The organism is Butyrivibrio sp. AE3004 (assembly GCF_000703165.1).
Lineage (GTDB): Bacteria > Bacillota > Clostridia > Lachnospirales > Lachnospiraceae > Butyrivibrio.
On sequence record NZ_JNLQ01000002.1, the window covers coordinates 2,528,950 to 2,551,790 of the forward strand.

General features: G+C 34.9%; 19 protein-coding genes. All 19 read right to left on the reverse strand.

From position 1 onward, the window contains the following. Positions 1 to 41: 41 nt before the first annotated feature. The 19 genes from BV60_RS0113920 to BV60_RS0114015 all read right to left on the reverse strand — a co-directional run bounded on the left by BV60_RS0113920 (position 42) and on the right by BV60_RS0114015 (position 22,828). On the reverse strand, positions 42 to 818 hold the full coding sequence (locus BV60_RS0113920; RefSeq protein WP_197029567.1) for a hypothetical protein: 777 nt from the start codon (positions 816 to 818) through the stop codon (positions 42 to 44). A 535-nt stretch (positions 819 to 1,353) separates the two neighbouring features. Then, positions 1,354 to 2,796 (reverse strand): oligosaccharide flippase family protein, encoded by a 1,443-nt coding sequence (locus tag BV60_RS0113930; protein WP_081846696.1) that lies wholly within the window; start codon positions 2,794 to 2,796, stop codon positions 1,354 to 1,356. Positions 2,797 to 2,823: 27 nt separating this feature from the next. Beyond that, entirely contained in the window at positions 2,824 to 3,726 is a 903-nt protein-coding gene (locus BV60_RS0113935; protein ID WP_051656745.1) for a glycosyltransferase, read from the reverse strand. A 9-nt stretch (positions 3,727 to 3,735) separates the two neighbouring features. Then, entirely contained in the window at positions 3,736 to 5,052 is a 1,317-nt protein-coding gene (locus BV60_RS0113940) for an oligosaccharide repeat unit polymerase (protein WP_029322702.1), read from the reverse strand. Beyond that, on the reverse strand, positions 5,053 to 6,276 hold the full coding sequence (locus tag BV60_RS0113945) for a glycosyltransferase family 4 protein (protein ID WP_029322704.1): 1,224 nt from the start codon (positions 6,274 to 6,276) through the stop codon (positions 5,053 to 5,055). It abuts the gene before it with no gap. Then, on the reverse strand, positions 6,273 to 7,370 hold the full coding sequence (locus tag BV60_RS0113950; RefSeq protein WP_029322706.1) for a Gfo/Idh/MocA family protein: 1,098 nt from the start codon (positions 7,368 to 7,370) through the stop codon (positions 6,273 to 6,275). The genes BV60_RS0113945 and BV60_RS0113950 overlap by 4 nt, the downstream gene beginning before the upstream one ends. Before the next feature lie 31 nt (positions 7,371 to 7,401). After that, entirely contained in the window at positions 7,402 to 9,510 is a 2,109-nt protein-coding gene (locus BV60_RS0113955) for a bi-domain-containing oxidoreductase (RefSeq protein ID WP_029322708.1), read from the reverse strand. Next, the gene (locus BV60_RS0113960; RefSeq protein WP_029322710.1) at positions 9,507 to 10,724 is read right to left on the reverse strand and encodes a nucleotide sugar dehydrogenase; all 1,218 of its coding nucleotides are present in this window, start codon (positions 10,722 to 10,724) and stop codon (positions 9,507 to 9,509) included. The genes BV60_RS0113955 and BV60_RS0113960 overlap by 4 nt, the downstream gene beginning before the upstream one ends. A gap of 9 nt (positions 10,725 to 10,733) precedes the next feature. After that, on the reverse strand, positions 10,734 to 12,188 hold the full coding sequence (locus tag BV60_RS0113965) for an alginate lyase family protein (RefSeq protein ID WP_197029568.1): 1,455 nt from the start codon (positions 12,186 to 12,188) through the stop codon (positions 10,734 to 10,736). A 109-nt stretch (positions 12,189 to 12,297) separates the two neighbouring features. Continuing rightward, on the reverse strand, positions 12,298 to 13,506 hold the full coding sequence (locus BV60_RS0113970) for a glycosyltransferase family 4 protein (RefSeq protein WP_029322713.1): 1,209 nt from the start codon (positions 13,504 to 13,506) through the stop codon (positions 12,298 to 12,300). A gap of 264 nt (positions 13,507 to 13,770) precedes the next feature. Then, complete coding sequence (locus BV60_RS22780) at positions 13,771 to 14,406, reverse strand: helix-turn-helix domain-containing protein (protein ID WP_081846697.1); 636 nt, start codon at positions 14,404 to 14,406, stop codon at positions 13,771 to 13,773. Positions 14,407 to 14,607: 201 nt separating this feature from the next. Then, on the reverse strand, positions 14,608 to 15,492 hold the full coding sequence (locus BV60_RS0113980) for an Rpn family recombination-promoting nuclease/putative transposase (protein ID WP_051656746.1): 885 nt from the start codon (positions 15,490 to 15,492) through the stop codon (positions 14,608 to 14,610). Between the two features lie 149 nt (positions 15,493 to 15,641). After that, a complete protein-coding gene (locus tag BV60_RS0113985) occupies positions 15,642 to 16,565 on the reverse strand; it encodes a hypothetical protein (protein ID WP_029322718.1) in 924 nt (307 codons plus the stop codon). Between the two features lie 302 nt (positions 16,566 to 16,867). Further along, complete coding sequence (locus BV60_RS0113990; protein ID WP_051656747.1) at positions 16,868 to 18,250, reverse strand: exopolysaccharide biosynthesis polyprenyl glycosylphosphotransferase; 1,383 nt, start codon at positions 18,248 to 18,250, stop codon at positions 16,868 to 16,870. 127 nt (positions 18,251 to 18,377) lie between these two features. Continuing rightward, positions 18,378 to 19,364 carry a hypothetical protein gene (locus BV60_RS0113995; protein ID WP_029322722.1) on the reverse strand — a complete coding sequence of 329 codons (987 nt, stop codon included), beginning with the start codon at positions 19,362 to 19,364 and terminating at the stop codon, positions 18,378 to 18,380. Positions 19,365 to 19,540: 176 nt separating this feature from the next. Further along, positions 19,541 to 20,260 carry a class B sortase gene (locus tag BV60_RS22125; RefSeq protein WP_197029569.1) on the reverse strand — a complete coding sequence of 240 codons (720 nt, stop codon included), beginning with the start codon at positions 20,258 to 20,260 and terminating at the stop codon, positions 19,541 to 19,543. An 80-nt stretch (positions 20,261 to 20,340) separates the two neighbouring features. After that, positions 20,341 to 21,393, reverse strand: a complete 1,053-nt coding sequence (locus BV60_RS0114005; RefSeq protein WP_029322725.1) for an LCP family protein — start codon at positions 21,391 to 21,393, stop codon at positions 20,341 to 20,343. A 3-nt stretch (positions 21,394 to 21,396) separates the two neighbouring features. Further along, positions 21,397 to 21,954 (reverse strand): hypothetical protein, encoded by a 558-nt coding sequence (locus BV60_RS0114010; RefSeq protein ID WP_156036098.1) that lies wholly within the window; start codon positions 21,952 to 21,954, stop codon positions 21,397 to 21,399. A 10-nt stretch (positions 21,955 to 21,964) separates the two neighbouring features. Beyond that, positions 21,965 to 22,828, reverse strand: coding sequence for a polysaccharide biosynthesis tyrosine autokinase (locus BV60_RS0114015; RefSeq protein WP_029322729.1), 864 nt, complete (start codon positions 22,826 to 22,828; stop codon positions 21,965 to 21,967). Between the last annotated feature and the right edge of the window lie 13 nt (positions 22,829 to 22,841).

The following is a 22,841-nucleotide window of genomic DNA, read 5'->3' on the forward strand; positions in this document are numbered from 1 at the left end:
ATTAAATTCATTTTCCAATTGTCTTTTATTCCCTATTTCATTCATGGAATTAAAGATTTTAAAATTTTTATCTTTTTGTTTTCTGAGAATATAAAAATAACTATGCACAACAAACTTACATACAAAAACTGAATCATACCATTTTTCGTAAAATGATATAATACACCACCAATATAAGTATTAAAAAAAGTATGGTAGCAAAATATATATTTACTAAAGATTCTCATTTTTTTTGACAATGATATCGAATATGGCATTGTTATCTTATTTCCAATAAAAAAAACAAGAGCTGCCAATGGGGGCAATAATATAAATAACGAACAATCATCTTGGTAATTCAATCCCTTTAGTCTATATATTTCAATTATATATAAAAAATTTAGTAATAATAATTGTCCCCAAAGTTTCCCCCATTGAATTTCCTTCATTCTCTTTTCTTGCTTTGCGATTATTACGCCAAATAAAAAAATAGGAATACCCACAAAAAAACCATTTCTTGCCGAAACAAATCGATCCAGGTAAATATTTATTCCTTTTTCAAACTCTCCTCCCTCTATAATAAAAAAATATGTATTACATAAAAGCGCAAAAGCATAACCAAACGCACTAAATACCTCTAATAAAAGCAACTTATTATGCATTTTGACAACAAAAATTGCTGCTATAATGCAAGAAGATAAAAACCACATTCCTCCTCTTTGTAAAAAAAAAGAATCATGAATATCAATTATGATTTTCGTGTACTCTTTTTTATATACATCTACTATTATTTGCCATAAAAGTCCTTGCCCTCCAAAAACAATTATTGGCAAAATCATTTTTCTACAATATGATGCTAAAGTACTATATCTGTCCACATAATCTGAATTCAATAATTTTTTTTCAAAAAAATACCCAGAAGCAATAAAAAAGAAAGGAACCCCTCCCTAAACCATAGTCTCGTCACATAATATTGTACTGAACTATTGAATACATTCAGTACATTTGTATGTAATCCCATAATCCCAATAGCAAACCATAGTTTTAGAAAATCTATAGCACTTACTTTATTTTCCATCATTGTAACCTCAACATTTTTTACATTTCATCATCTTTTACTACAACATCAATCAAACACCACAAATATAATACTGAAATCCAACTGCACCTTTCAAAAAAACTAATTATATAAAAATCATTTATACGCAAGCACTATCTTGGCATTCCCCGAGCTTATTTATTGCATAATTCTCCCATAGGATTATCTCAGCACTTCTAGGGAATACCCACTTATAAAAATACCAGTATCCCCAAAATTGATTAACCTTTGAATATGCAAAAATATTTCTCAAACAAATCTTAAACAGCTTCTTTCTAAAAATGCTTTTTTATTGATTCTCGAATCTTGGATAAATTATAGTTAAAAAAATCATCTCTAAAAAATAATAAACATGTTAAGTAAATAAATAGGCCCATCATAATAACACCTATTGTACTTAATACTCCATATGTAATCCTTCGCTCTAAATATGCGCATGCATTATACATAATCACTGCTGCTAATGCATATTTCCATGACTGACGAAGTACAGTCAATACATTTATGACACATTTAGAGCAAACAATCATGATTGCTGTAATAGTAGCTTCGGCGATTACAGAAGCAATGGCGGCACCATAGCTCATCAATTTTGGGATAAGTATTATATTCAATATAAAATTGATTAATGCCCCAGTAACAATACTTATGGTAAATACTTTATCTTTTCCTATTGGAATCAAGTATTGTATTCCAATTACATTACTAGTTCCAATTATGATAACTAAAGGCGCCATTATTTTCATAATAACCGCAGCTTTACTATACCCTTCTCCTAAATACCATGGAACAAATCCATCTGCTATAACTTGAATCCCCATAGTAAAAGGTATTCCAACCATCATTGTAAAACGGATTGCATTATTTATATTTTTTAATACTATATCGATATTGCCTTTCTCATATTCATATGCATTTCTGACTGCCATCACTGATCCAAGAGAAGTAATAACTGTCAAAGACATTTTCACTAAATATTCAGCATACTCATAATTTCCATTTTCAAAATTACTTTTTGTGATAATTCCTAGTAATGTTTTATCCAAGGAAGTATAAACAGATGTAGCTATTGTTGGAAGGAACAATATAAATGAACCATGTATATGCCTAAGTGGATGTATTTGAATTAATGGAACTTTCTTTATTTTACCAGCTAAGCAAAAGCATAACGAAACATTGCTTGCTAACACGATTAGTGCTTGTATAGCTGCATATTTATTTACGTCATATTCATTTTTTACTGTTGCAAATATAAGACAATAGCCAATAGATTTTATTAGTATATTCCTTACAACTACAGTACCAAAAAACTCATTTCCTTGAAAAAAAAAGGTTATATCAAATGCAGACGCAACAATATGAATCATCAATATCAAAAAGAGTTTATTATTCTTTTCGCCAAAACAAAAAACAAATCCAGTATAAAAAAATAAAGATATTACTACTGGAATTATTCTAGCTATAATAATTTCATAAAATATTCTTGACTGTATATATATATTACCTTGATATTTTGCTACAATTCTTTGCGCATATCTTGGAAATCCTAAAGAAGAAAACATGACAAAATATGTTACAATAGAAAATTTGTAGCTATATAAACCAGTAGCAAATACTCCCAAACTCCTTGAAACATAAGGCGTAACTGCTACTGGAACTATTAGCATAAACACTTCATATATTAAATTATAAATATAGTTTTTTCGTATATTTCTCATCTATTGTCAAAAACTGCTTTCAAAATATCAAGTCTTTATATCTATATTAGTAAAATTCCCTCTAATACCATCAATCAATCCTTTAAGAGCATATCTTCGTTTTTTTTTCCTATCGTTTTTATAAGTCAAACAGTTGAGCATAGTTCTCACAAAATGCTTCATCAACACTTGTTTACCATAATATTTTTTATATATGTACACATAATTTCTCGTATGATAATACTCCTTCCAAAAAGACTCTTCCGCATATTCATACGTAAAAAATAATACCCTTTTCCTTTCTAAGCAAAGTTTAGGATGAACAAACAATGAATTAACTGAAGTAAACAAACATACATTCTTGCTTTGAGCTCGTCGAATATATTCTGTTTCATCTCCTTTTATAAAAAAATCTCCCCTAGGAAATCCTATCTTTCTTACAACATTTTTAGATAACAAAGTTCCGTTAAATGGTGATATAAAATCTCTATAAACCCCTTTTTGTGAATTAGCAATTAGATCTGTAATCGTTTTCAATCCCCCCGTACCAAAAGAAAGCGTCTCATAATCATCGCATACAACTGCAGAATTCAATATAACATCATCATTTTTTAAACTATTATATGAATCAAAGCACATTTCCAAACATCTATCATTCGCTGGGTATCCATCGTCATCCATTAACCAAAAAAAATCATATTCTCTTTCATAAGCCATCTTTAATCCAGTAGAGAAACCACCCGCTCCACCTAAATTTTCTTTTGCATAATAATAAATAACATTCCTCTTATCTATTATACCTGCCTGTTTTAGATATTTTCCTGTACCATCAGTCGAATGATTATCATATATTAATATATCTGTAGAAAACGTCTGAGAAAGACATGCTTTTATACATCTTAAAAGCATCTCTTTTCTATTATAAGTCACAATAATAGTACATACTCTCATTTACAAACCTCATTTATTCACTATTTGTCCGTTATCCATTCCAAAAAAAATGATAATGATATATGCAACTATAATTTCAACTAAATACTTAGGATTTAGAAGGATTATGGAGGTTTTATCTCCGATAGGCATTAGTAAAAAAATATACAACACATGACATTCGATTATATACCAAAATAAATACCATTTAGAATTAATATTTGTATGTAAATAGATTCCTTGTAACTTCGCACAAACAAATCCCAAAAGACTTCTAGAAAATAACATCAACAAAATCCCATAATCTTGTATAGGCCGCACTAAAGCAGTATATATATTACTTTTAGCATTTTTCATAAAGAAAAAAGGTTCAAATCCCACAGAAGGATGCTTTCCAACTAATGAATATATGGCATCAAGCGTATATTTTCCAAAATATTGGTTCTCTCTCCATGGATGATTCAGGTAATAGTCAATTCCATAAATAGCTGAACAAGAGTACGCTACAATGTTCTTTCCTACAGCCTCCACCCCTGCCCCCATCCTTACCCCACGAACAGCAAAACCATATCCAAAGAAAAATGCACCAAAAACAAATGCCCATTTACCAATTTTCAATATATTAATATTATTGATACTTGTATATATACAATATGACAAATATGAAACAACAAATGCACATGCCAATTTAATATACTCTGTTCTCGCTGTAGTTGAAACAATGCATAAACAATATCCCACTACTGGAAATAGAAGCGCAACCCTAATTTTCTTAGTTATAAGTAAATTTATCATAAAATAATATACGTAAATATATCCTATTAATTGGGTAATATAGTACCCTGCCGCTAATATAGGTCCAAATTCTATTTCACCAGAAATATATAGTATTCTTGCCTTTGAGATCAAAGAAAAAAAATTAACATTTACTCCACTTTCTTTTGTTATTCTATAAAGTCGCATATATCTAACCCCAGCAACTATATATACAAATATTGATGTGAATAATATTTGTATCGATGATACATAAATCAATTGATTTCCGAAGAATTCTCTATTTTTTACTATGGAGGCTCTAGTTTTTTCCAAGCTTTCATCACTAATATACACTCTAGGTCTTGCTAAAATTTCTCCAATTGCTATAAAAAGCTCTGCCCCAATCAACACAAACGATGTTTTCCATGTAATATCTTTTCCTAAATACTCAAAGAATACAAAGTACAAAAGTAAAACACATACAAACATAGCTGATGACAAAAATGTAAGTGAAAAAAACTTATATGAAGATAATGAATACGCTAACATTGCAATAATCAACATAGCAATAAATGTAAAAAAAACAATCATTCAGCTTTCTCCTAATTCATTTCTCAGCTTCTGATAAAATCTATTACGCCGTGTTTGTAAAACTTTATTGTGATATCTTTTTGATTTTTTATAACCTTCTACACTCAAAACACTCATTCTATCCGGATTATTTAGCAATTCCCTGATTTTTGCTATAAATTCTGATGTATCTCCTTTCTTTGCCATCTGATCGTCATCCAGTATCTCAATAATAGAGCCTATTTTAGTTGCTACACATACAGTACCAGCTGCCATTGCCTCTAACAAAACTCTAGGTAACCCCTCGCCATGCGTTGGTAGTAAAAAAACATCCGCTTCATGTAGTAATTTTGCAATTTTATCTTTACCAGAAACTCTACCAACAAAATCCACCTTATTGGCCACTCCCATTTTTTTCGCATACTCAACATATTTGTCAACCCAACACCCATCACCAATAAATTTCACTGTACTATTGATTCCTCTTTTATTCAGACCCGCGATAATGTCTATGGTTTCCATATGTCCTTTATTATAGGAATTAATTGAATTTGAAACATGTATAAATCGATATTTTTCTTTTTTTTCATATATCTTTGGAAAAAAATAGCAATCATCCGTCAAATATACAGAAGAATAAGATTCTGTAAAAAAACAATTATCACTATTTGTATTTAGCGCTCTACACTTATATCGACTTTGTAACACATACTCAGATACATATGATACTCCAATCGCTCTCATGCAAAAATACTTTTGTGTATATGTCAAGTATAATTTCAAAAGAAAATTTTCATAATATATCCATGGATCATTAACAATTTCTAATGCAGTTGGAATCCCATTTTTCATCAAAAAACATGCATATTGATTACTTATAATACTTGGCATTCTCACTATCGCACAATCATACGCCCCCTTATTACTTGTTAAATGGTTTCTAATTTTAAAAAAATTTCTTAAATATCCTATTACCCCAGTAAAATCATCTATTTTTAAAAAAGAAACTTTAGGCCCACTGCATAGCAATGGATATCCCTCATGATCCAATGAATTAATATCTACTATTCTAACAGCGACAAGAACTTCATCAAAAACATATGCATATCTTGCATAAAACGCATAGTCATATACGCTTTGACTCCATACTAAACCATCCTTCGTGCGTAGCATGTGCCCATCAGAAATTACCAAGACTCTCACGTTTGGCAACTTATTATTCCCCCCATATTCTCTTCTTATCATTTTAAATAAAAGACTTTTTTATCTTCTCTATTTATAACCATATCTTTAATAGCAAGCATTAATTTTGTTGAATAAACTACGGTTGCATTATCTCGCAAATTTATAAAATATGGTTGCAATATAGATTTAGCATGTCCAACATCTTTTGGTCTATATCGCTTTATTTTCATCTTATCCTGATACCATATGGTTTGATATCTAAAATCATCTATTTTAGATATCAAATCACCTACCTGAATATTTATAGTCTCATTTATTCCTTCGAATGGTTCTGCTCTTGAAGATAGTGTAATAGTAACCAAATCCTTATATTCTGTCATAAAGCTAACTGTTACATTATCATCCGGATCATTAATATCCGCACACGTAACACTTAATTCGTAACGATTAGGTACAAAACCTCTACATTCAAAAAAATACATAGCCAAATCAATCCAATGGCCCATATTGCCACAAATTCTGGTTCCTTCCTGTGGATTATTATACCAATGGCATTTATTTAATTTATGAGCTGCTACAAATGCATTCATTGATACTGGCATATGAGTATTTTTTATAAATGGTACCAGATCCTCAACAGCTTTTGAAAAAGGTCTATTATACCCAAAATAAATCTTTGCATCATACTTATTAATTGTACTTACTAAGCGATTAAGTTGCTCTTGATTAACAGCAATTGGCTTTTCACAGTAAACAACTTTTCCTTGTTTAATGGCCTCAATAGCATAGTCTGTATGCGTATAATGATTAGACGCAATATAAACATATTTACACAACGGATTTTCTAGCAAATCACGCCAATTATCAACCATAGTGTATTCCCAAAAATCTGCAGTTGATAACGCATTTTCTCTATCTATATCATAGCATTCTAAAAAACACGAGCCTTTATATTTATATAAAAAGTACGAAATAGTAGCGAACCCATATTGGCCACATCCAATTAATGAAACATTTTTAGGCACCTTTTTCCTTGGAAAAAAAAAATGTAGTTTTGTATTTCTTGTCCTTCCTGCAACTTTAATTATTGTTCTTCTAATTCCATACAACTGCGAAAAACGCATTACTTTGACGATATTCTTATTTATGTTCATAATCCTTTTTCTCAGAACTCATATTCAATATTTAATTCTTTATTGTCTCAAATATTCTTTTATGCAAACTTATTATAGATATAATGGAATTATTATTACGGTGATTATTTATTACATCATAAATATATTCATATTCCATTTTTATACCTTTATCCTGTTTTAGTTTTATAGTACTTTTTTTATTGCTTGTATACTTTATTAATGAAGTATAATTTCTTAATTCATATACACCTCCACTACTAAAGACGCACAATGTTTCCTTAGGATACCTTTTACTCCCCATAGATGTATATATTACATTGCCAACTGCTCCTGACTGAAATTTCAGCGTAATAATAGCATTATCATTCATTGGATATGCACTATTATCAGCATATTCTATGTTTATCCCATCTATCTTGCTTCCATCAAGGCTTTGTATAGTATCAATAAAGTGAACCGCCTCGCCAATTATTCTGCCCCCACCTTTTTTTACATTCTGAGTCCAATGATCAGCAGGAACAAAGCCAGCATTAACAGTATACACATAAACTGCAGGTATCTTATCAGTTTTAAGTTCTTTTCTAATTTCTTGAATAAGTGGCGCATGTCTCCTATTTAATCCGCAGAATAGTTCCTTTTGTGACTTATGATATGCTTGCTCTATTTCATCTAATTCATGTCTCATTAAACAAAGCGGTTTTTCACAATAAACATTTTTTCCCGCCTCAAGCGCTTCAATAATAAATTTAGCATGACTATTATGTTGAGTGGAAACAACTATTAAATCAATACTTTTATCATCTAGAAGTTTTTTATAATCGCTTGTAATATAATTAAATGAATATGTCGCACTTGCTTGCGCTGCTGAAGTTCCACCGGTTGTTGCAAGTCCTACAAAATTATACTTCCCATTATCTTTCATTGTTGGCAAAATAACGCTTCTCGCGAATGATCCGGCTCCTATCATTCCAACATTTATTTTTCCATTACCTATTTTTACTTTTTTACTTCGAATTATAGTGCTTTCATACTTTGTCGCATCAAAATCATATTTAAGCAACACCCCTATATAGTTTTCTTTATTTTGATTCTTCGTTATCATTTCATACGCATTTGTCGCATTATCAAATGAAAACTCATGAGTTATAATATCTGAAATATCCAATCTATCAGTTGCAAGAAGTCTTAAATATTCCTCTACGTTTCTCCCCTCGGTAAACCTCACATAACCTATAGGGTAATCAACCCCATCCTCTTCATATGAACTATCATATCTTCCTGCACCATATGATCTTGCAATTCTAAAGCTTAATTCTTTCTGATAAAATGATCGGCGATCTAGTTCCATTCGTGTAACGCCAATCATCGTAATAACTGCCCTGTCCCTTGTAATAGCTTCAGCCAAATCAATAGGTCCATTTGAATCAGTTGACGCAGTAATTATTACTTTATCCACTCCTCTACCATAAGTGAGATTTTTAACTTTATCAGCTGCATTATCATCATCTGATCTTATAAAAGCTTTAAGTCTGGTACCTTCCAAAGTCTTATCTGCTACATCAAAGCCAATAACATCACAACCATATGCATATAATATTCTTGCAGTAATATGCCCTAATAACCCCAATCCTATAACAGCTACTGATTCCCCCGGCATAATCTCCGCTTGATGTATACCTTCAAGAGCAATTCCTCCAAGAGCCGCAAAAGCGCATTGCCTAATATCTGTAATCTCATCAGGTACTTTGGCAATCATATTTTTACCAACTCTATTAATTTCACTATGGTAAGCCTGCCCTACAGCTGCAACAATATCTCCAACACATATTCCTGTTACACCTCTACCCACCTCGACCACTTTTCCGACAGCCGAATACCCCATAGGCATGGGATCCTTCAATTTCCCAAATGCAGCTTCTAATGTTGTCAACACACCATCTGTAGACATCTTTTCTGTCACTTTCTTAACCTGATCAGGTCTTTCAAGTGCCTTTTGAACTAAATTTTTGTTACCAAAAGATGCCAACATTCGCTCTGTTCCTGCAGATATAACAGAATACATTGATTCAATAACTACTGTATTATCTTTTACTGTTGGAGGAGGAGTCTCTATTAAATTCACAGAACCGTCTTTTACAGATAAAAAAAGTTGCTTCATAAGCTATAGCAGTCTCCCTTATAAATATGTCTAGTATCAAAAACAATCTTTTCTTTTAAAATATCCAGTCTATTTTTTATCTCATCATGAGCTACCATAATTACAACTAAATCTATACCATCTAAAAACTCATCTAGATTATGGTATTGGTTTTCAACTACATCTTGTACAACAAATGGATCATATACTTTCAGCCCTTTCGACAGATGTCTTTTTTGACTTTCAAGTAATTGAAGTGTTGGACTCTCTCGCATATCATCGACATTCTCTTTATACGTCAATCCATACAAACCAACTCTAGAAAAATCCGTCAAGTTGTTTTCTTGCATGATTTCATATATACGATTTAGTACAAAATCCGGCATACCGTCATTTGTTTTCATAGATTCATCAATAACTTTAGCTAAATGTGGATAATCTCCAACCAAAAACCATGGGTCAACTGATATACAGTGCCCACCAACTCCCGGTCCTGGTTGAAGTATATTTACTCTAGGATGCATATTACATATCTTTATAATTTCATAGACATCCAATCCATCATATCTGCATATCTTTGCCAATTCGTTTGCAAAAGCAATGTTTACAGCCCTATATGTATTCTCCACGACTTTTGTCATTTCGGCAGTTCTAATATCTGTTACCACTATCTCTCCCTGACAAAATGATGAATAAAGATTCTTTATCTGCTCTCCAACAACAATATCATCTGCACCTACTGTCCTATTATTATGAATAAGCTCATAAATCATATTCCCCGGAATGATTCTCTCAGGTGCATGCACCAAATGAATATCCTTTCCAATTTCAAACCCCACTTCTGTTATTGTAGGTCGTACATATTTATCGATTGTTCCTGGTGAAACCGTTGACTCTATAACAATCGTAGCACCTTTAGGACAAACATCTAAAACCGATTTTATTGCAGTAATCACATAGCATGGATCAACCTTTTTAGTGAACTTATCATATGGTGTAGGAACCGCAATTATGTAGATATCTGTAATCTGATATTCATTGGTAAACTTTATATTAGCTTCAACAGCTTTTTTGTATAACTCATCCAATCCTTTTTCTTTGAACGATGTTTTTCCTGATCTCAATAATGCAACTATATCATTGTTATAATCAGTTCCAACAACTTCAATTCCATGAGATGCTAACATAAGTGCTGTTGGTAATCCAATGTATCCTAATCCAATTACATTAACCATCTTACTCCCCTATACTATTTGTATGCTTACCTCTTCAGAATCAGAAGCAAACGTTGGCAAATTCAAGCATATCCCAAACTCCTCAGAATATTTATTTTCATTTGAAACATCAACAAATATTCCACTATTCGCAATCAGCAAAATCTTCAGTCCATGAACTGATGTTATTTCAATTTCACTTTTTGATTTTTGGCTAACCACATTATCAGGATGGATATGCCAATAACTTACGAAAGGTACTGTTGCTTTATCCTTTATAACGACTCCATTATTATTAACAGAAATAAATCGTTTTAACTTGTTTCCTTTATAATCAGTCATTTCTGCTTTAATAGAGTTTTCATCTATCTTTTTCCGTACTATTTTGGCTGTTCTTCCCGTTCTATGCTCTCCCCATATTTCTGATTGTTCTACGCCCTTTGCTTTCAAGGTATTGTGAGCCATGGTACTTCTAAAGTAATGCCTATACTCAGATTGATATTGATATGTTCCTGCATTTACAAAAATAGGGGCTTGATCATAGAACAATTCAAAGCTCAACATATCGCAGTGTCCATGCCCTGATATATACCTCGGCGAGAAATCACCTGCATCTACAAACACAGTCATTAAGTACTTCTCTAATTTGTAAAATCCACCTTTTGGTAATTGGTTCTTGCCCAAAATCCTTATATCTACAACCGAATTAGCAGCACTAATTAATTGAGATTTTTTCTTCGAAACATTTGACGCTGAATCATTAAATGCCGGTATCCTATTTTCTTTCTCAAACTCCATGATACATTCAAGCATAAGCTTGATTTTATTTTTTAATACCTCTCTAACTTCAATACTACTAATTTTATATAACCTAATAAGATCTTCTAAAATTAGATTATGGTACATAAAACTTCTTTCAAAATGCATACCATCATCTAAAATCTGTTCGTCAATTTGTTTAAGCAAATTTCTAAAGAATATATTTTTGTATTTTTCATCATTTAAAAAGGTTGCGCATATGCATAAAGTAACTAGATTCTCAAAGAAATGATTGCCCATCAAATTTTTTTCTAGATTACATTTTAAAAATTCGTATTGTACTGTTATATCTTTATAAACTTCATTAAACCAATCATCCTTTTCATCTTCCAATAATTCATAAATAATCAATACATTCTTTAATCTTAGTGATATTGTATACGGGTGCCATGCATCTCCTTGAAAAGAGTTGAAACATGTATTGTGCCAATCACAATACATTTCCTTTAGTTTCTCATAATATTTTGATTCGAGAGTTTGCTTGTACTTAACTGCAAGTGCAATACCAAACTCAAAATAATGGAGATTAAAATTCCACAAATGTGTTTTAGATATGTATTGCCATTTCCCTCGCTCCCAAACTTCCATGTCATTAAGAAGCCATATTCGATTCTTTAAAAGCTCCTCTGGCATAAACCGCTGAACATACTCTTCATCTTCATCCAATGAGCTTATAGAAATATTAATACTATCTGATAGGCTATATGTTTTTTTATAATTACCACCTTTATACCCAAAGATCCTATAGCGTACTTGGTATAGAATTTGGATTGGTTTAAGCTTTATTATTGTCCAATAGTATTTCGATAGCTTCATCTCCACTTACCATTTGTTCCATTTCATCCACCATTATTCTTGCTGATTTTTGGAGAGAATACTCATTATGTATCTTATTAATCGCACTTATCTTGTTTTCCTTAATACTGTCTAATGTATAAAACATTTTTTTAAACTTAAGCCAAATATCCTCTTTATTATTTGGAATTGCATCTATTCCCAAATTCACATCACGTAATATTGAAACAGAATCTCCCTCAGCCACAAGGAACACTGGGCATCCAACTCCTAATGCTTCATACAATTTTGTAGGTACGCTATCTTTCAAATTCGCATTAACCAATGACACAAAAATAATGTCAGATGCTTCCAGAACAGTTCTCATATCCTTGTTTGGTAGTCGTCCTTCAAAGGAAATATTTTTTAACCCTTTTTTTGATACATAATCCCTAAGCTTTTCCTCTTCTGCTCCGGAGCCATAAATCAAAAATTGAATAGAACTAATTTCATTCAAACACTTTTCAGCCAAATAGATAAGTTGTTCCAGTCCTTGAGCCAAGCCAATATTCCCAACATATGTACAAATGGTTTTTCCTCTAGCCTTAATATTTTTATAAATATCTTGATTTAATTCCAAATTATAAAAAGACAGATTAAATCCATTTGGAATATTTATTATTTTTTTCTCTTGATTATATTTTCTCAATTTTTCTACTTTTCCATCACTTACGGCCGTAATCAAGTCAGCATGATCAAGCATATAATTTCTAATAAAAGCAAACACTTTAGCATATATACTATTATTAGAAAAGCTCCCCATCTCAAGCGCAACATCGGGCCAAATATCCCTAACATCATAAATTAGTTTTGCCCTATGTATTTTAGCAATTCTTTCTCCTGCTATATTTATAAGTGGTGGGGGGCATGTCGTTAATACAACATCAACATCCCTTATTCTTTTTCCATTATGTAACGAGCTTAAAGCCAAGCATACTTGATTAGTTAATCTATTTATTGTTGTTTTTCTTTTTAAAGGAGGCGTCTTACAATATATAACCCCTTCAACTCTATCTACTCCAGGAGTATCTGGTGCTAAAATAACCACATCATGGTTTCGTTTCCTTAACTCAGCAGCAATAACGTTCATTCGCTTAGAGCAAGGATTTTCCAAAGTATACGGATCCCCCATATGCAATACTACTCTCATGCTGTTTCCTTAAAGACACAATGTCTTTTATCTCCTCTCCATAACAACTAATCTCTCATCTATCGCCCATCAAAAAAGCGGCATATCGCCCATAATCCGGGCGCGCTGCCGCTAATAAATCAGAATACAATATGCCCCCAGATACCAACTTTTTTCATTCAGTATAAACTCATAAGAAAATCCCCATAGAGCATGTAACTCTATAGGGATATTATACGCCAAATATGGGGCTTTGTCATTGAAATAATCTATATTTAGGAGCATCTACTCCCAATCCGGTAACAATTCTATTCTTTTGTTTTTCCACATTTTCAGCAGTCTCTTTTTATTATCACTAAGCCACTCCTTAATAACAGGAAGTACATACATTGAAAACTCACCTCTTACTATTTCGTTCTCAATATCTATATCCCCAGTTACATCATCATCAATATAATGCACTGCAAGAGTAGGTTCTCCCTGGAACGATGAATCCATGAACATTTCTATATTGCAAAACTCAGCGATTTTCTCCATAGAATCACGTTTTTCTTTCATAAAGTTTTCATCCTTTAATGTTCTTGCATGTATCTTTTTAGCATAATCAAGCAAATGCTCCCTGTCGAGCCAATCCATATCATTAAAAGTCTCAATCAGTTCTCTCTCTTTTGTTCCGCTGGGAATAACCATATAATCCACGCTCCTTCCCCTCTCGCTATCCTCTGTAACTCCGGAAAGCAAATATTCCGGGGAAACCTCCAAAGCAGCACATATACACATAATCTTATCCGATCCCGGATTAGTATTTTTCTTTCTCCAATCACTGATTGTTGTGGTTGCAATTCCGGTTCTCTTTGAAAACTCTCTTTGCGTCATATTCTTTTCTTCCAGAAGATGAAACACTCTTTGCCCTATTGTCATAAGTTCCTCCACATGAATATCGTTATTTACGGATATTGTATTACTATTATTATTTTTATTCAACTATATACGAAAGTAAGCAAAAAGCGACTAATTCCATCATCAACTGAATTAGTCGCTTTTAATAAGTTTCATCGGCCTTTAATAATTTTTGCAAGTATACTTGCTGTGAATAGAAGTCTATGGCAGTTTTACAATATCTCAGACAGGCAACTTTTCTTTTGCTTTTAATGCATTATAGATAGCATCCACATCATAATCTGGAGCATAGCCACCGGCAATATCACAGATAGCACGAACAACAGCAAGGTCTTCCTCAACTTCATCTGCAATAGTTTCGATATCCTTCCCCTTGCACAACTTTTTGCAAATTAGATTTATAAGATGCCTATCCGTCCCTTGTTCTATTCCTTGTTCTATGCCCTGCTTCTTGCCTTCTTCAAATTCATCCTGCATCATTTCCTGGAGTGTCATATATTCTTTCCTCCATCTGCTCTTCTCAATCGCTTCTTTAACCTTTTCCTCTAATCTGCAAGCAAGATCACTGTTTGTCGTAATTCCGGCGAGGTAATCAATGAAATTTTTCATATCGTCCGAAACATCATTTTTATCACCACCGGAGCAAATAAATACTCTATCAGTCTTATCATCCAGTAATAGATTTTCTACTTCTTTGCATTTAGGAACAAATGAGTACTTATGATAACCACGCTTAAACAAATCGAATTTGCAGAGAAATATCACATAGCTATGCGGTAATTCCTTATACTCTTTTCCTGCAGCAAGGAAATCAAGATCAATCATCCCTTGATAGTACCTGCTTCTTAGAGGAAGTTCCTTAGTATCAGACTTCTGCATTTCAATATCATAGACATTCATTTCATCATCTGTGAAATACACATCAAACCTGACACCATGTCCATCCGGAGCTATCTGGATTGCCTTCTGTTTTTCAGTTTTGACTATCCTTCTTATCTTACGCCCCAGAATTAATTCCGTAAGTTCCTTACAGAGATCCTCATTTTCTTGTAAAATCTTACAAAACATGAAATCGTCTGTAAAACATAAATCTTCATAGTTCTTCAACTATTATTCTCCTTTAATTATAAATTTGTAATTACCGGCATTTCAAGGTTATATTTTTAATCCTGAAAAAATCATCAGTACGGGACAAAAATCACTTTTGTCCCGTACATCTGCTTATTATAAAAAAGCTAACATTTATCACGGAATTTTCAGTTATTAATATCAGAAACTGTCTTCCATGTTTTAGATGTACACTTTGAATTATCTTTCCTTGGCTTGGTAAATTGAATTGTCGTACCGGTTATTTTTCCTGTAACCGACTGGTGGCATTCAGAACAGAGTAGCACTATTCTTCCGCTTTTCTGAGTGTATTTGTAGTAATATTTTGATTTGTCATGCTTTTGAGAAAATGCCGCTGTTGTACCACTCGCAATCTGTTGATGAGTTTTGCAGTCTTTACACGTGCGCATCTGTGTGACTTTTATTGCTCTGCCATCAACTGCAATTTTTCTAATGGACCATTTTCCATATTTGTGTTTACCTGTGGCTGCTACAGCTTTTGTGGCATTTACATAGCCGCATTCCTTACATTTTTGTTTAGACATCCCGGCACCTGAGCAAGTGGCATTCTTTGTTTTCTCCCATTTATACTTATGCTTCTGTTTCTGTATGGATTTTGTTTCTCCTATTGCGCCACAGTATGAACACTGCTGCACTTTAGTTCCCTTTTCCCTACATGTAGCATTCTTCGTTGTAGTCCAGGCAAATGAATGATTCTTTTTAGGTATTGCTTCTGTTTTTATTGTTGTATTGCAATTCTTGCAGACGTATGACTTAACACCTGTTTCGGAACATGTGGCTTCTTTAGTTTTCTCCCACTTTCCCTGATGTTCGGTTTTTTCTATGTTTTCTGTTTCCAAGACCGCTTCACAACGCTGGCATATTTTAGCTTTTTTACCGGGTTTACTGCATGTAGGATTAACAAGCGTGACCCATGCATATTCCTCATGCGTACAGTTTTCGGCATGCACCATTGTAGTTGTAGTAAGTGATAGCAACAAAAATAAAGCTCCTGAAAGAGCTGTAGATATCATCAGGCGTCTAAGCCCTTTGATCATTGTTTTGTTATTCAAAAATAAAAATCCTCCTGTTGTTTCATGTTTTTCTGTTTTAAAACAAATCTTATTTCCCGGGGAAATCATCTACCGTTTGAGTAACAGCAGACCTATGTCAAGAAATGACATGAAAACAAAAATATCATTTTTTGAATAATAAAGCAAGCGGATTAATAAAGTCTTAAGAATCCGATATTTCAGCCTTCTAAATTCAAAATCAGTGGATACAATTTTCAGATCAAGATTTTTTCCATAATAGCAAAAAGACCTCCCCTTAATTAAGAGGAGGTCTTGCTTTCACTAATTATTCTATTATAGTATCAACCGACTCTTCTTGCTCTTTTAGCGCTCTTATTCATGAGTCTTACCATCTCTTTTTCGAAGCCCTCAGTACTCTCACCCTGGAACATTACCTTGACCGTAAGCATTATAAGTCTGATATCAAGTCCAAGTGATTGATTTTCAATATAGAGAAGATCAAGCCTCAATTTGTCAAAAGCTGAAGAATTATACTTTCCGAATATCTGTGCATAGCCTGTAAGTCCCGCCTTAACCTTCATACGATATTTAAATTCAGGAAGCTCCTTACAATAAATATCAACATGTTCTATTCTCTCAGGTCTTGGTCCTACAAAACTCATATCACCCGCAAGAATGTTAAAGACCTGAGGAAGCTCATCAAGTCTGTACTTACGGATTACATTTCCAACCTTCGTTATTCTGGGATCGAAATTGATGGTTGGCTGCAAGCCTTTTGCCTCAGCATTAACTATCATGCTTCTGAACTTATAGATTTCGAATACTTCTCCATCCTTTGTACATCTCTTCTGTTTGAAGATTATCGGACCTCCGTCCTCAAGCTTTATCGCAATCGCAATCAAAAGCATTATCGGAGAAAATCCTATTGTAAAGAGAATTCCGAAGCAAACATCAAATATTCTCTTTGCATTAAGTCTCTTATGATCCTCATATACATAATCATATTTCATAAGAGGCGTATCAAGCAGATGTCTTGTCGAGCATCCCTGCAGGATGATATCTTCTATTCTTGGCGTAAAATAGAAGTTTTTGTGTTCATCTATACATTTCTGCATGTACACTCTTCTCTGTTCAACAGATAAGCCATACATGATTACCGTACAACAATCAGCTAATTTTTCATCAAAAGCTGCCGGGCTCATAGTTTCATATTCAATATACTTGAAATCAAACAGATGACTGTACTTTTTTAAAATTCTTTCTACAAAGCGTTCCGATTCATCTCTGGAAACCCAGCTTCCCAAAAGAAGAAGTGTTTTCTGAGGAGTTACGCAATTCATAAAGTAATGCTTCGCATACATTATGATCATTGCGGTTCCGAGAATCTGAAAGCCTGCTACAATAGCTCCGGGAATAAAGCTTGTGTATCTGTTTCGAATCAGATTACACTCAACATACAATATCAGATTAGCAATTCCAAATGATATTGTCTGTGACAGAACCATTTCCGAAATGGATGATGACGCAATCCGAAAAGCATTATAGAGATTGCATAATCCATTATATATAAACACATATATAATTACTGAGATTATACCGCCAAGCACATAGTACGTCTGAAAAGCATTTCGATTATAGAATGCCCACCAAATGTAAGCAAATAATCCAATGTTCCAGAGCATAACGAAAAACTTAGCAGTATGCGTTACCCGTTTGCTCTTCAAATTGTTTCCCCTCGTAAGTAAAATACAAAACCTATACCAGAGCCTTCGCTCTTCCTTGCGAATCACCGGACCCCCTGTCCGGGCTCTTATCTTAAAGTCGCTTATCGGTCTGACCGATGCAGCTCATTTAATTCATCTTAATAAATGCAAAAGTTCCTGTCTTATAAACTGTACAGATAACATGTCCTTCACGAACTTCGTCTACCTGAACTTCCTGCCATGTTCCGTTTCCGCCCATCTGGTAAACCTTGTAAATGTCGCCGTTCTGGCATCCGTAAACCTTGAAGTCTACCTGTGCCTTGCTAAAGCGAACCCCGGGTGCGTAGGTCTCAACTACGTTCTTAACCTTGCCGCCGATACCTGCTGCAAGAACCTGAGCTGATGAAACCTTACCACTTGTGGTCTCTCTCATCGTGAAAGTAGCTCTTGTTGGCTTTCCGCAGATGACGAGCTTACCGCCCTGTCCTACAGGTGTTGTGCAGTTAAGTCCCGGAGCATTGAGCACTGTGTGAAGGAAAGGTGGCTCACTCGGTGAGTTGTTGCCGCTTGATGAACCAAGTGTCTTAACAACTACCTTAGGCTTCTTATTATTGCTTCCGCCACTTGTCTTAACAGTGATCTGAACCTTTGTCTCCTTCTGTGAAAGCTCAATTATCTTATCGTATAATCTGTTAACCTGATTCTGGAGATCTGTTACTCTCTGGTTCATCTGAGGTATTACGGTGCTCTCGTAAACTTCAACCTTACCCTTTACTTCGCCGTAATCTTTTCCCTGAGCATAACCGTCATTTCTGCCCTGATTATAGCCATCGAATTTTCCCTGGCTGTAGCCTTCGGATTTTCCCTGACTTGCTCCATCAGATTTTCCCTGATTATAGCCTTCGCTCTTTCCCTGGTTATAACCCTCGCTTTTACCTTCGTTATAACCTTCGGATTTTCCTTCGTTATAACCTTCGCTCTTTCCCTGGTTATAGCCTTCGTTTTTACCTTCGTTATAGCCTTCCTCATAGCTCTTTGAGTCAGGTGATTTTATCAGTTGAGTTTCTGCATTAACCAGCCCCGGAGTACCTACAAATATTGCTCCCGCCAACATCAAAGCAAATATTTTTTTCATAACAGTTCCCCTTTCTGCGCATAGCGCATTTTCTCATAAGAATAACCTTGATTATATTTTATCAAAAATACGTCATAGAAACTAATTAAATTATTATAAACTCTGCTTAAACACTAGCTTTTTATTTACTTAATAACGATTAATAGCGAAAACATCAGGCTTGCGGAGACTTTTCATTATTCCTCAAAACTGCCCATATCCTCACGGTTTATGGTTCCTGCCTCGTCTCCCACAAGACATCCAACCACCACCCACTGTTTATCGGGGTGATCAGGATCCACCGTAGTCAGGCTTACAAGGAAATTGTCGGGTGTAAGTCCACTCTCCCAGCCGTCCCTTATATTGGTCTTTGAATTCCAGTCTTTTTTCATATCATCGAGATATCGCTGACAATCAGTGGATTCAGTAAAATCATACTGTTCCATGACATCATTGTTATCTCTTGCGTAAGCTGTCCACACTTCATAGGTAAGTGTATTTCCCGGAATGGCGATCATGAATTCTTCATGATTTTTGAAAAATTCACTGTCCGAAAAATTCCACAGCTCCGAAAACATATCTCCGTCTTTATTCGTAGAGCCATGAATAACCGTATTAAAATCGCACATATCCATCATGTTGCAGGACTCTATGTAAATACCACCCTTATCGCTGCTCTTGGTTCCGGTGATATCATGTGTCTGATAAAATGTATCGTCACCGTCAATATTCTGTGCGATTGGATAATCAATATTCGTGTCGGGAACTATGAGCCATCCGAAAATATCAGGATTCTGCTCAATAAGTTCCATTGAGGATTTTTTCTTATCTTCCTCAGCACTCGTCCGATTTGCGCACGACGCAAGAACTGCCGCCATGCTCATACCAATCAGAATTATTCCCCCTCTTTTAAGCATATTAGATGCTTTGCATTTTCTATTTCGGCACATAATTTCAAAACCTTTAGGGTATTTAGAAAAAAATTTTCACCCTTCCTTTACTGCTCGACTGTTTCATAAAATACATTAAGGAACATCTCATACTTTGCATCTTCGTCAGGATAGAATTCCTCAAACTCATCCCCAAGTCTGGTTTCACCCTTAAGCAAATACAGGCTGTCTTTTCCGAAATCGTATCCGGAAACCGTCGATGCTATGTAAGATAACTGATCCACAGATACATCTGTTACCATCTGCTTACTGATTGCCTTATAAATATCTACCGCAAGTGTAGGTTCCGATTCTGTCCTTTCAATTACCTGCGAAATAAATGATTCGAGGTACTGCTTCTGTCTGGCAAGTCTCTTATCCGCAGAACCTATCTGTGTCATATCTCTTCCTCGAAGATATGCAAATGCCGCATCTCCTTCAAGATGGGTTGTCTCTCCCACATGGAATTCATATTCGCCACTCTTAAAATCAGCAGTCGGAGTAACGTCAACGCCGCCAACCGCATCATTTATTGTTGTAATAGCACTCATGTTTATAGCCGCATACCCATGTATGGGAAGCTGATAAAAAAGATTGCTGACAGCCCTCTTTTGCAACTCGCAGGATTCCTCCATGCCATCTCCAAAGCCGTGCTGAACCGCAATCTGCGCAGTTATTGTGTTTATAAAGTTGCCGTATTTATCGTACAGTTCAACATCAGTCATTGTATTTCTGTTAATGGCAATGACCTTCGTTGTCTTATCATGAGGATTGAAAACAACTAGAAAAAGCGCATCCGCCTGCCCGCCGTTAATCTCACCATAAACAGGTGTGACCTCTTCATCAAGCTTATCTATTCCCATGACGAGAAATGTCATTATATCCTCGTTGTAATCGTATATCTTTCCGTTATGTTTAATCCAGTCATCCTGCCACTGCATCGCGGTTTCTTCCTGCGTAAGCACTTCTGTACTTGTTGCCACAGGCGCACTTACGGCATTTTTCGCAAAAAGGCCGGACTTACCAACCACCCTTGTAACCTCGAAGGCTCCAAGGCCGATTAGAATAACTGTGACAATTATGCACCATATTAGCAGGATTTTATTTACGCGATTCTTCATACTTTAATTTCCTGTCTGTGCGCTCTCCTGTGTATTTCCGGCTTCTCCGGAGTCGCCGCCCTCGGCGTTATCTGTACTTTCTTCGCTCTCACCATCTGAGAATATGCTGTTCTGCGTAAAGCCCTCTGTATTAAATCCCTGCTGTTCAAAGCCATCGGTAACAGTATTTTCAGGATATGAATCAAGGCTGTCTGTGCTTGCAGTAATACCGTTCTGAATGCCATCAAGACTGTTTACATCAGCATTAAAAACTCTTGACTGCTTGGTAACATTACCGGAATGGTCGCTGACTGCATAATAAACAACGGCTGTATTCTGTTCTTTATTGAGTATGGTCTTTTCCACAACAATACGGTCTGTAATATCTCCGTCAACCGCATCATAAGCCATAACGCCGTTTAACAGATCCTCTTCCTTGGTATTTGCATCATATACCATATCAAGGGCAGCAAATCTCATCTCCGGTTCTGTCTTGTCAGACATGTTATAAAACCAGACAATGAAAACAGCCATCACTATACTTCCGATTGTGAAAAAGAAAGCTAAAATATTACTTTTCACTTAGAACTCCTCAGTCCTTTCTTACAACTCCGTCTATATAATCTAGTTCATCAAGATCACCTCTTGTACTTGCAGGTCTTGATGCAGGTTTATCATTTCCTTTTTGAGCCTGCGCAGCCCTCTTGGGATTTCCACCCGTCATGCTGCCTTCTCCGCCACCATCATCTTTCCCGTAATATCTTCCGTAATACTTTCCGTAATATTTCCCATAATATTTGCCATAGTGTCCGTATACTCCGCCGGTCATATCAACCTTGTTCAGCACGGCACCTATAATCTTGGCTCCGGCCTTATCAAGCTGGTTTTTAACCCTCTGCGCAAATCTGTAACTTATGGCATTGTCTTCAATTACCATTACGGTTCCGTCGCACTGCTTGGCTATAACCGCAGCATCGATAACGCTTCCGAGAGGCGGCGTATCGATTATGATATAGTCAAAAACATTTTTCATGTTGTCCAGTATCTTACTGAAAATCTGTCCGCCCAAAAGTTCACTTGGGTTTGGCGGGATAGGCCCCGAAAAAATAACATAAAGGTTGGGCGTATCGGTCTCGCAGATTACGTTGGACAGCTTCTCACGTCCTACAAGACAATGGGTAAGTCCAAGCCTTACAGAGCCGGTCTTATATCTTCCGACCATTACCGACTTTCTCATATCCGCATCCACAAGCACAGTCTTTTTCCCCGCCTCCGCAAAGGCACGCGCAAGTGCCATGGAAACGCTTGATTTTCCTTCGCCCGGGGTGCAGCTTGTGATGGATATTGCTCTGACATCCTGTCCGCTGAACTCGACGTTACTTCGAAGCGTTTTATATGCCTCTTTTATCTGATAATTATTTTCCGATTCACTAAAATGAAGTGTGGTCTGTTGCATAGGCTGTTACCCC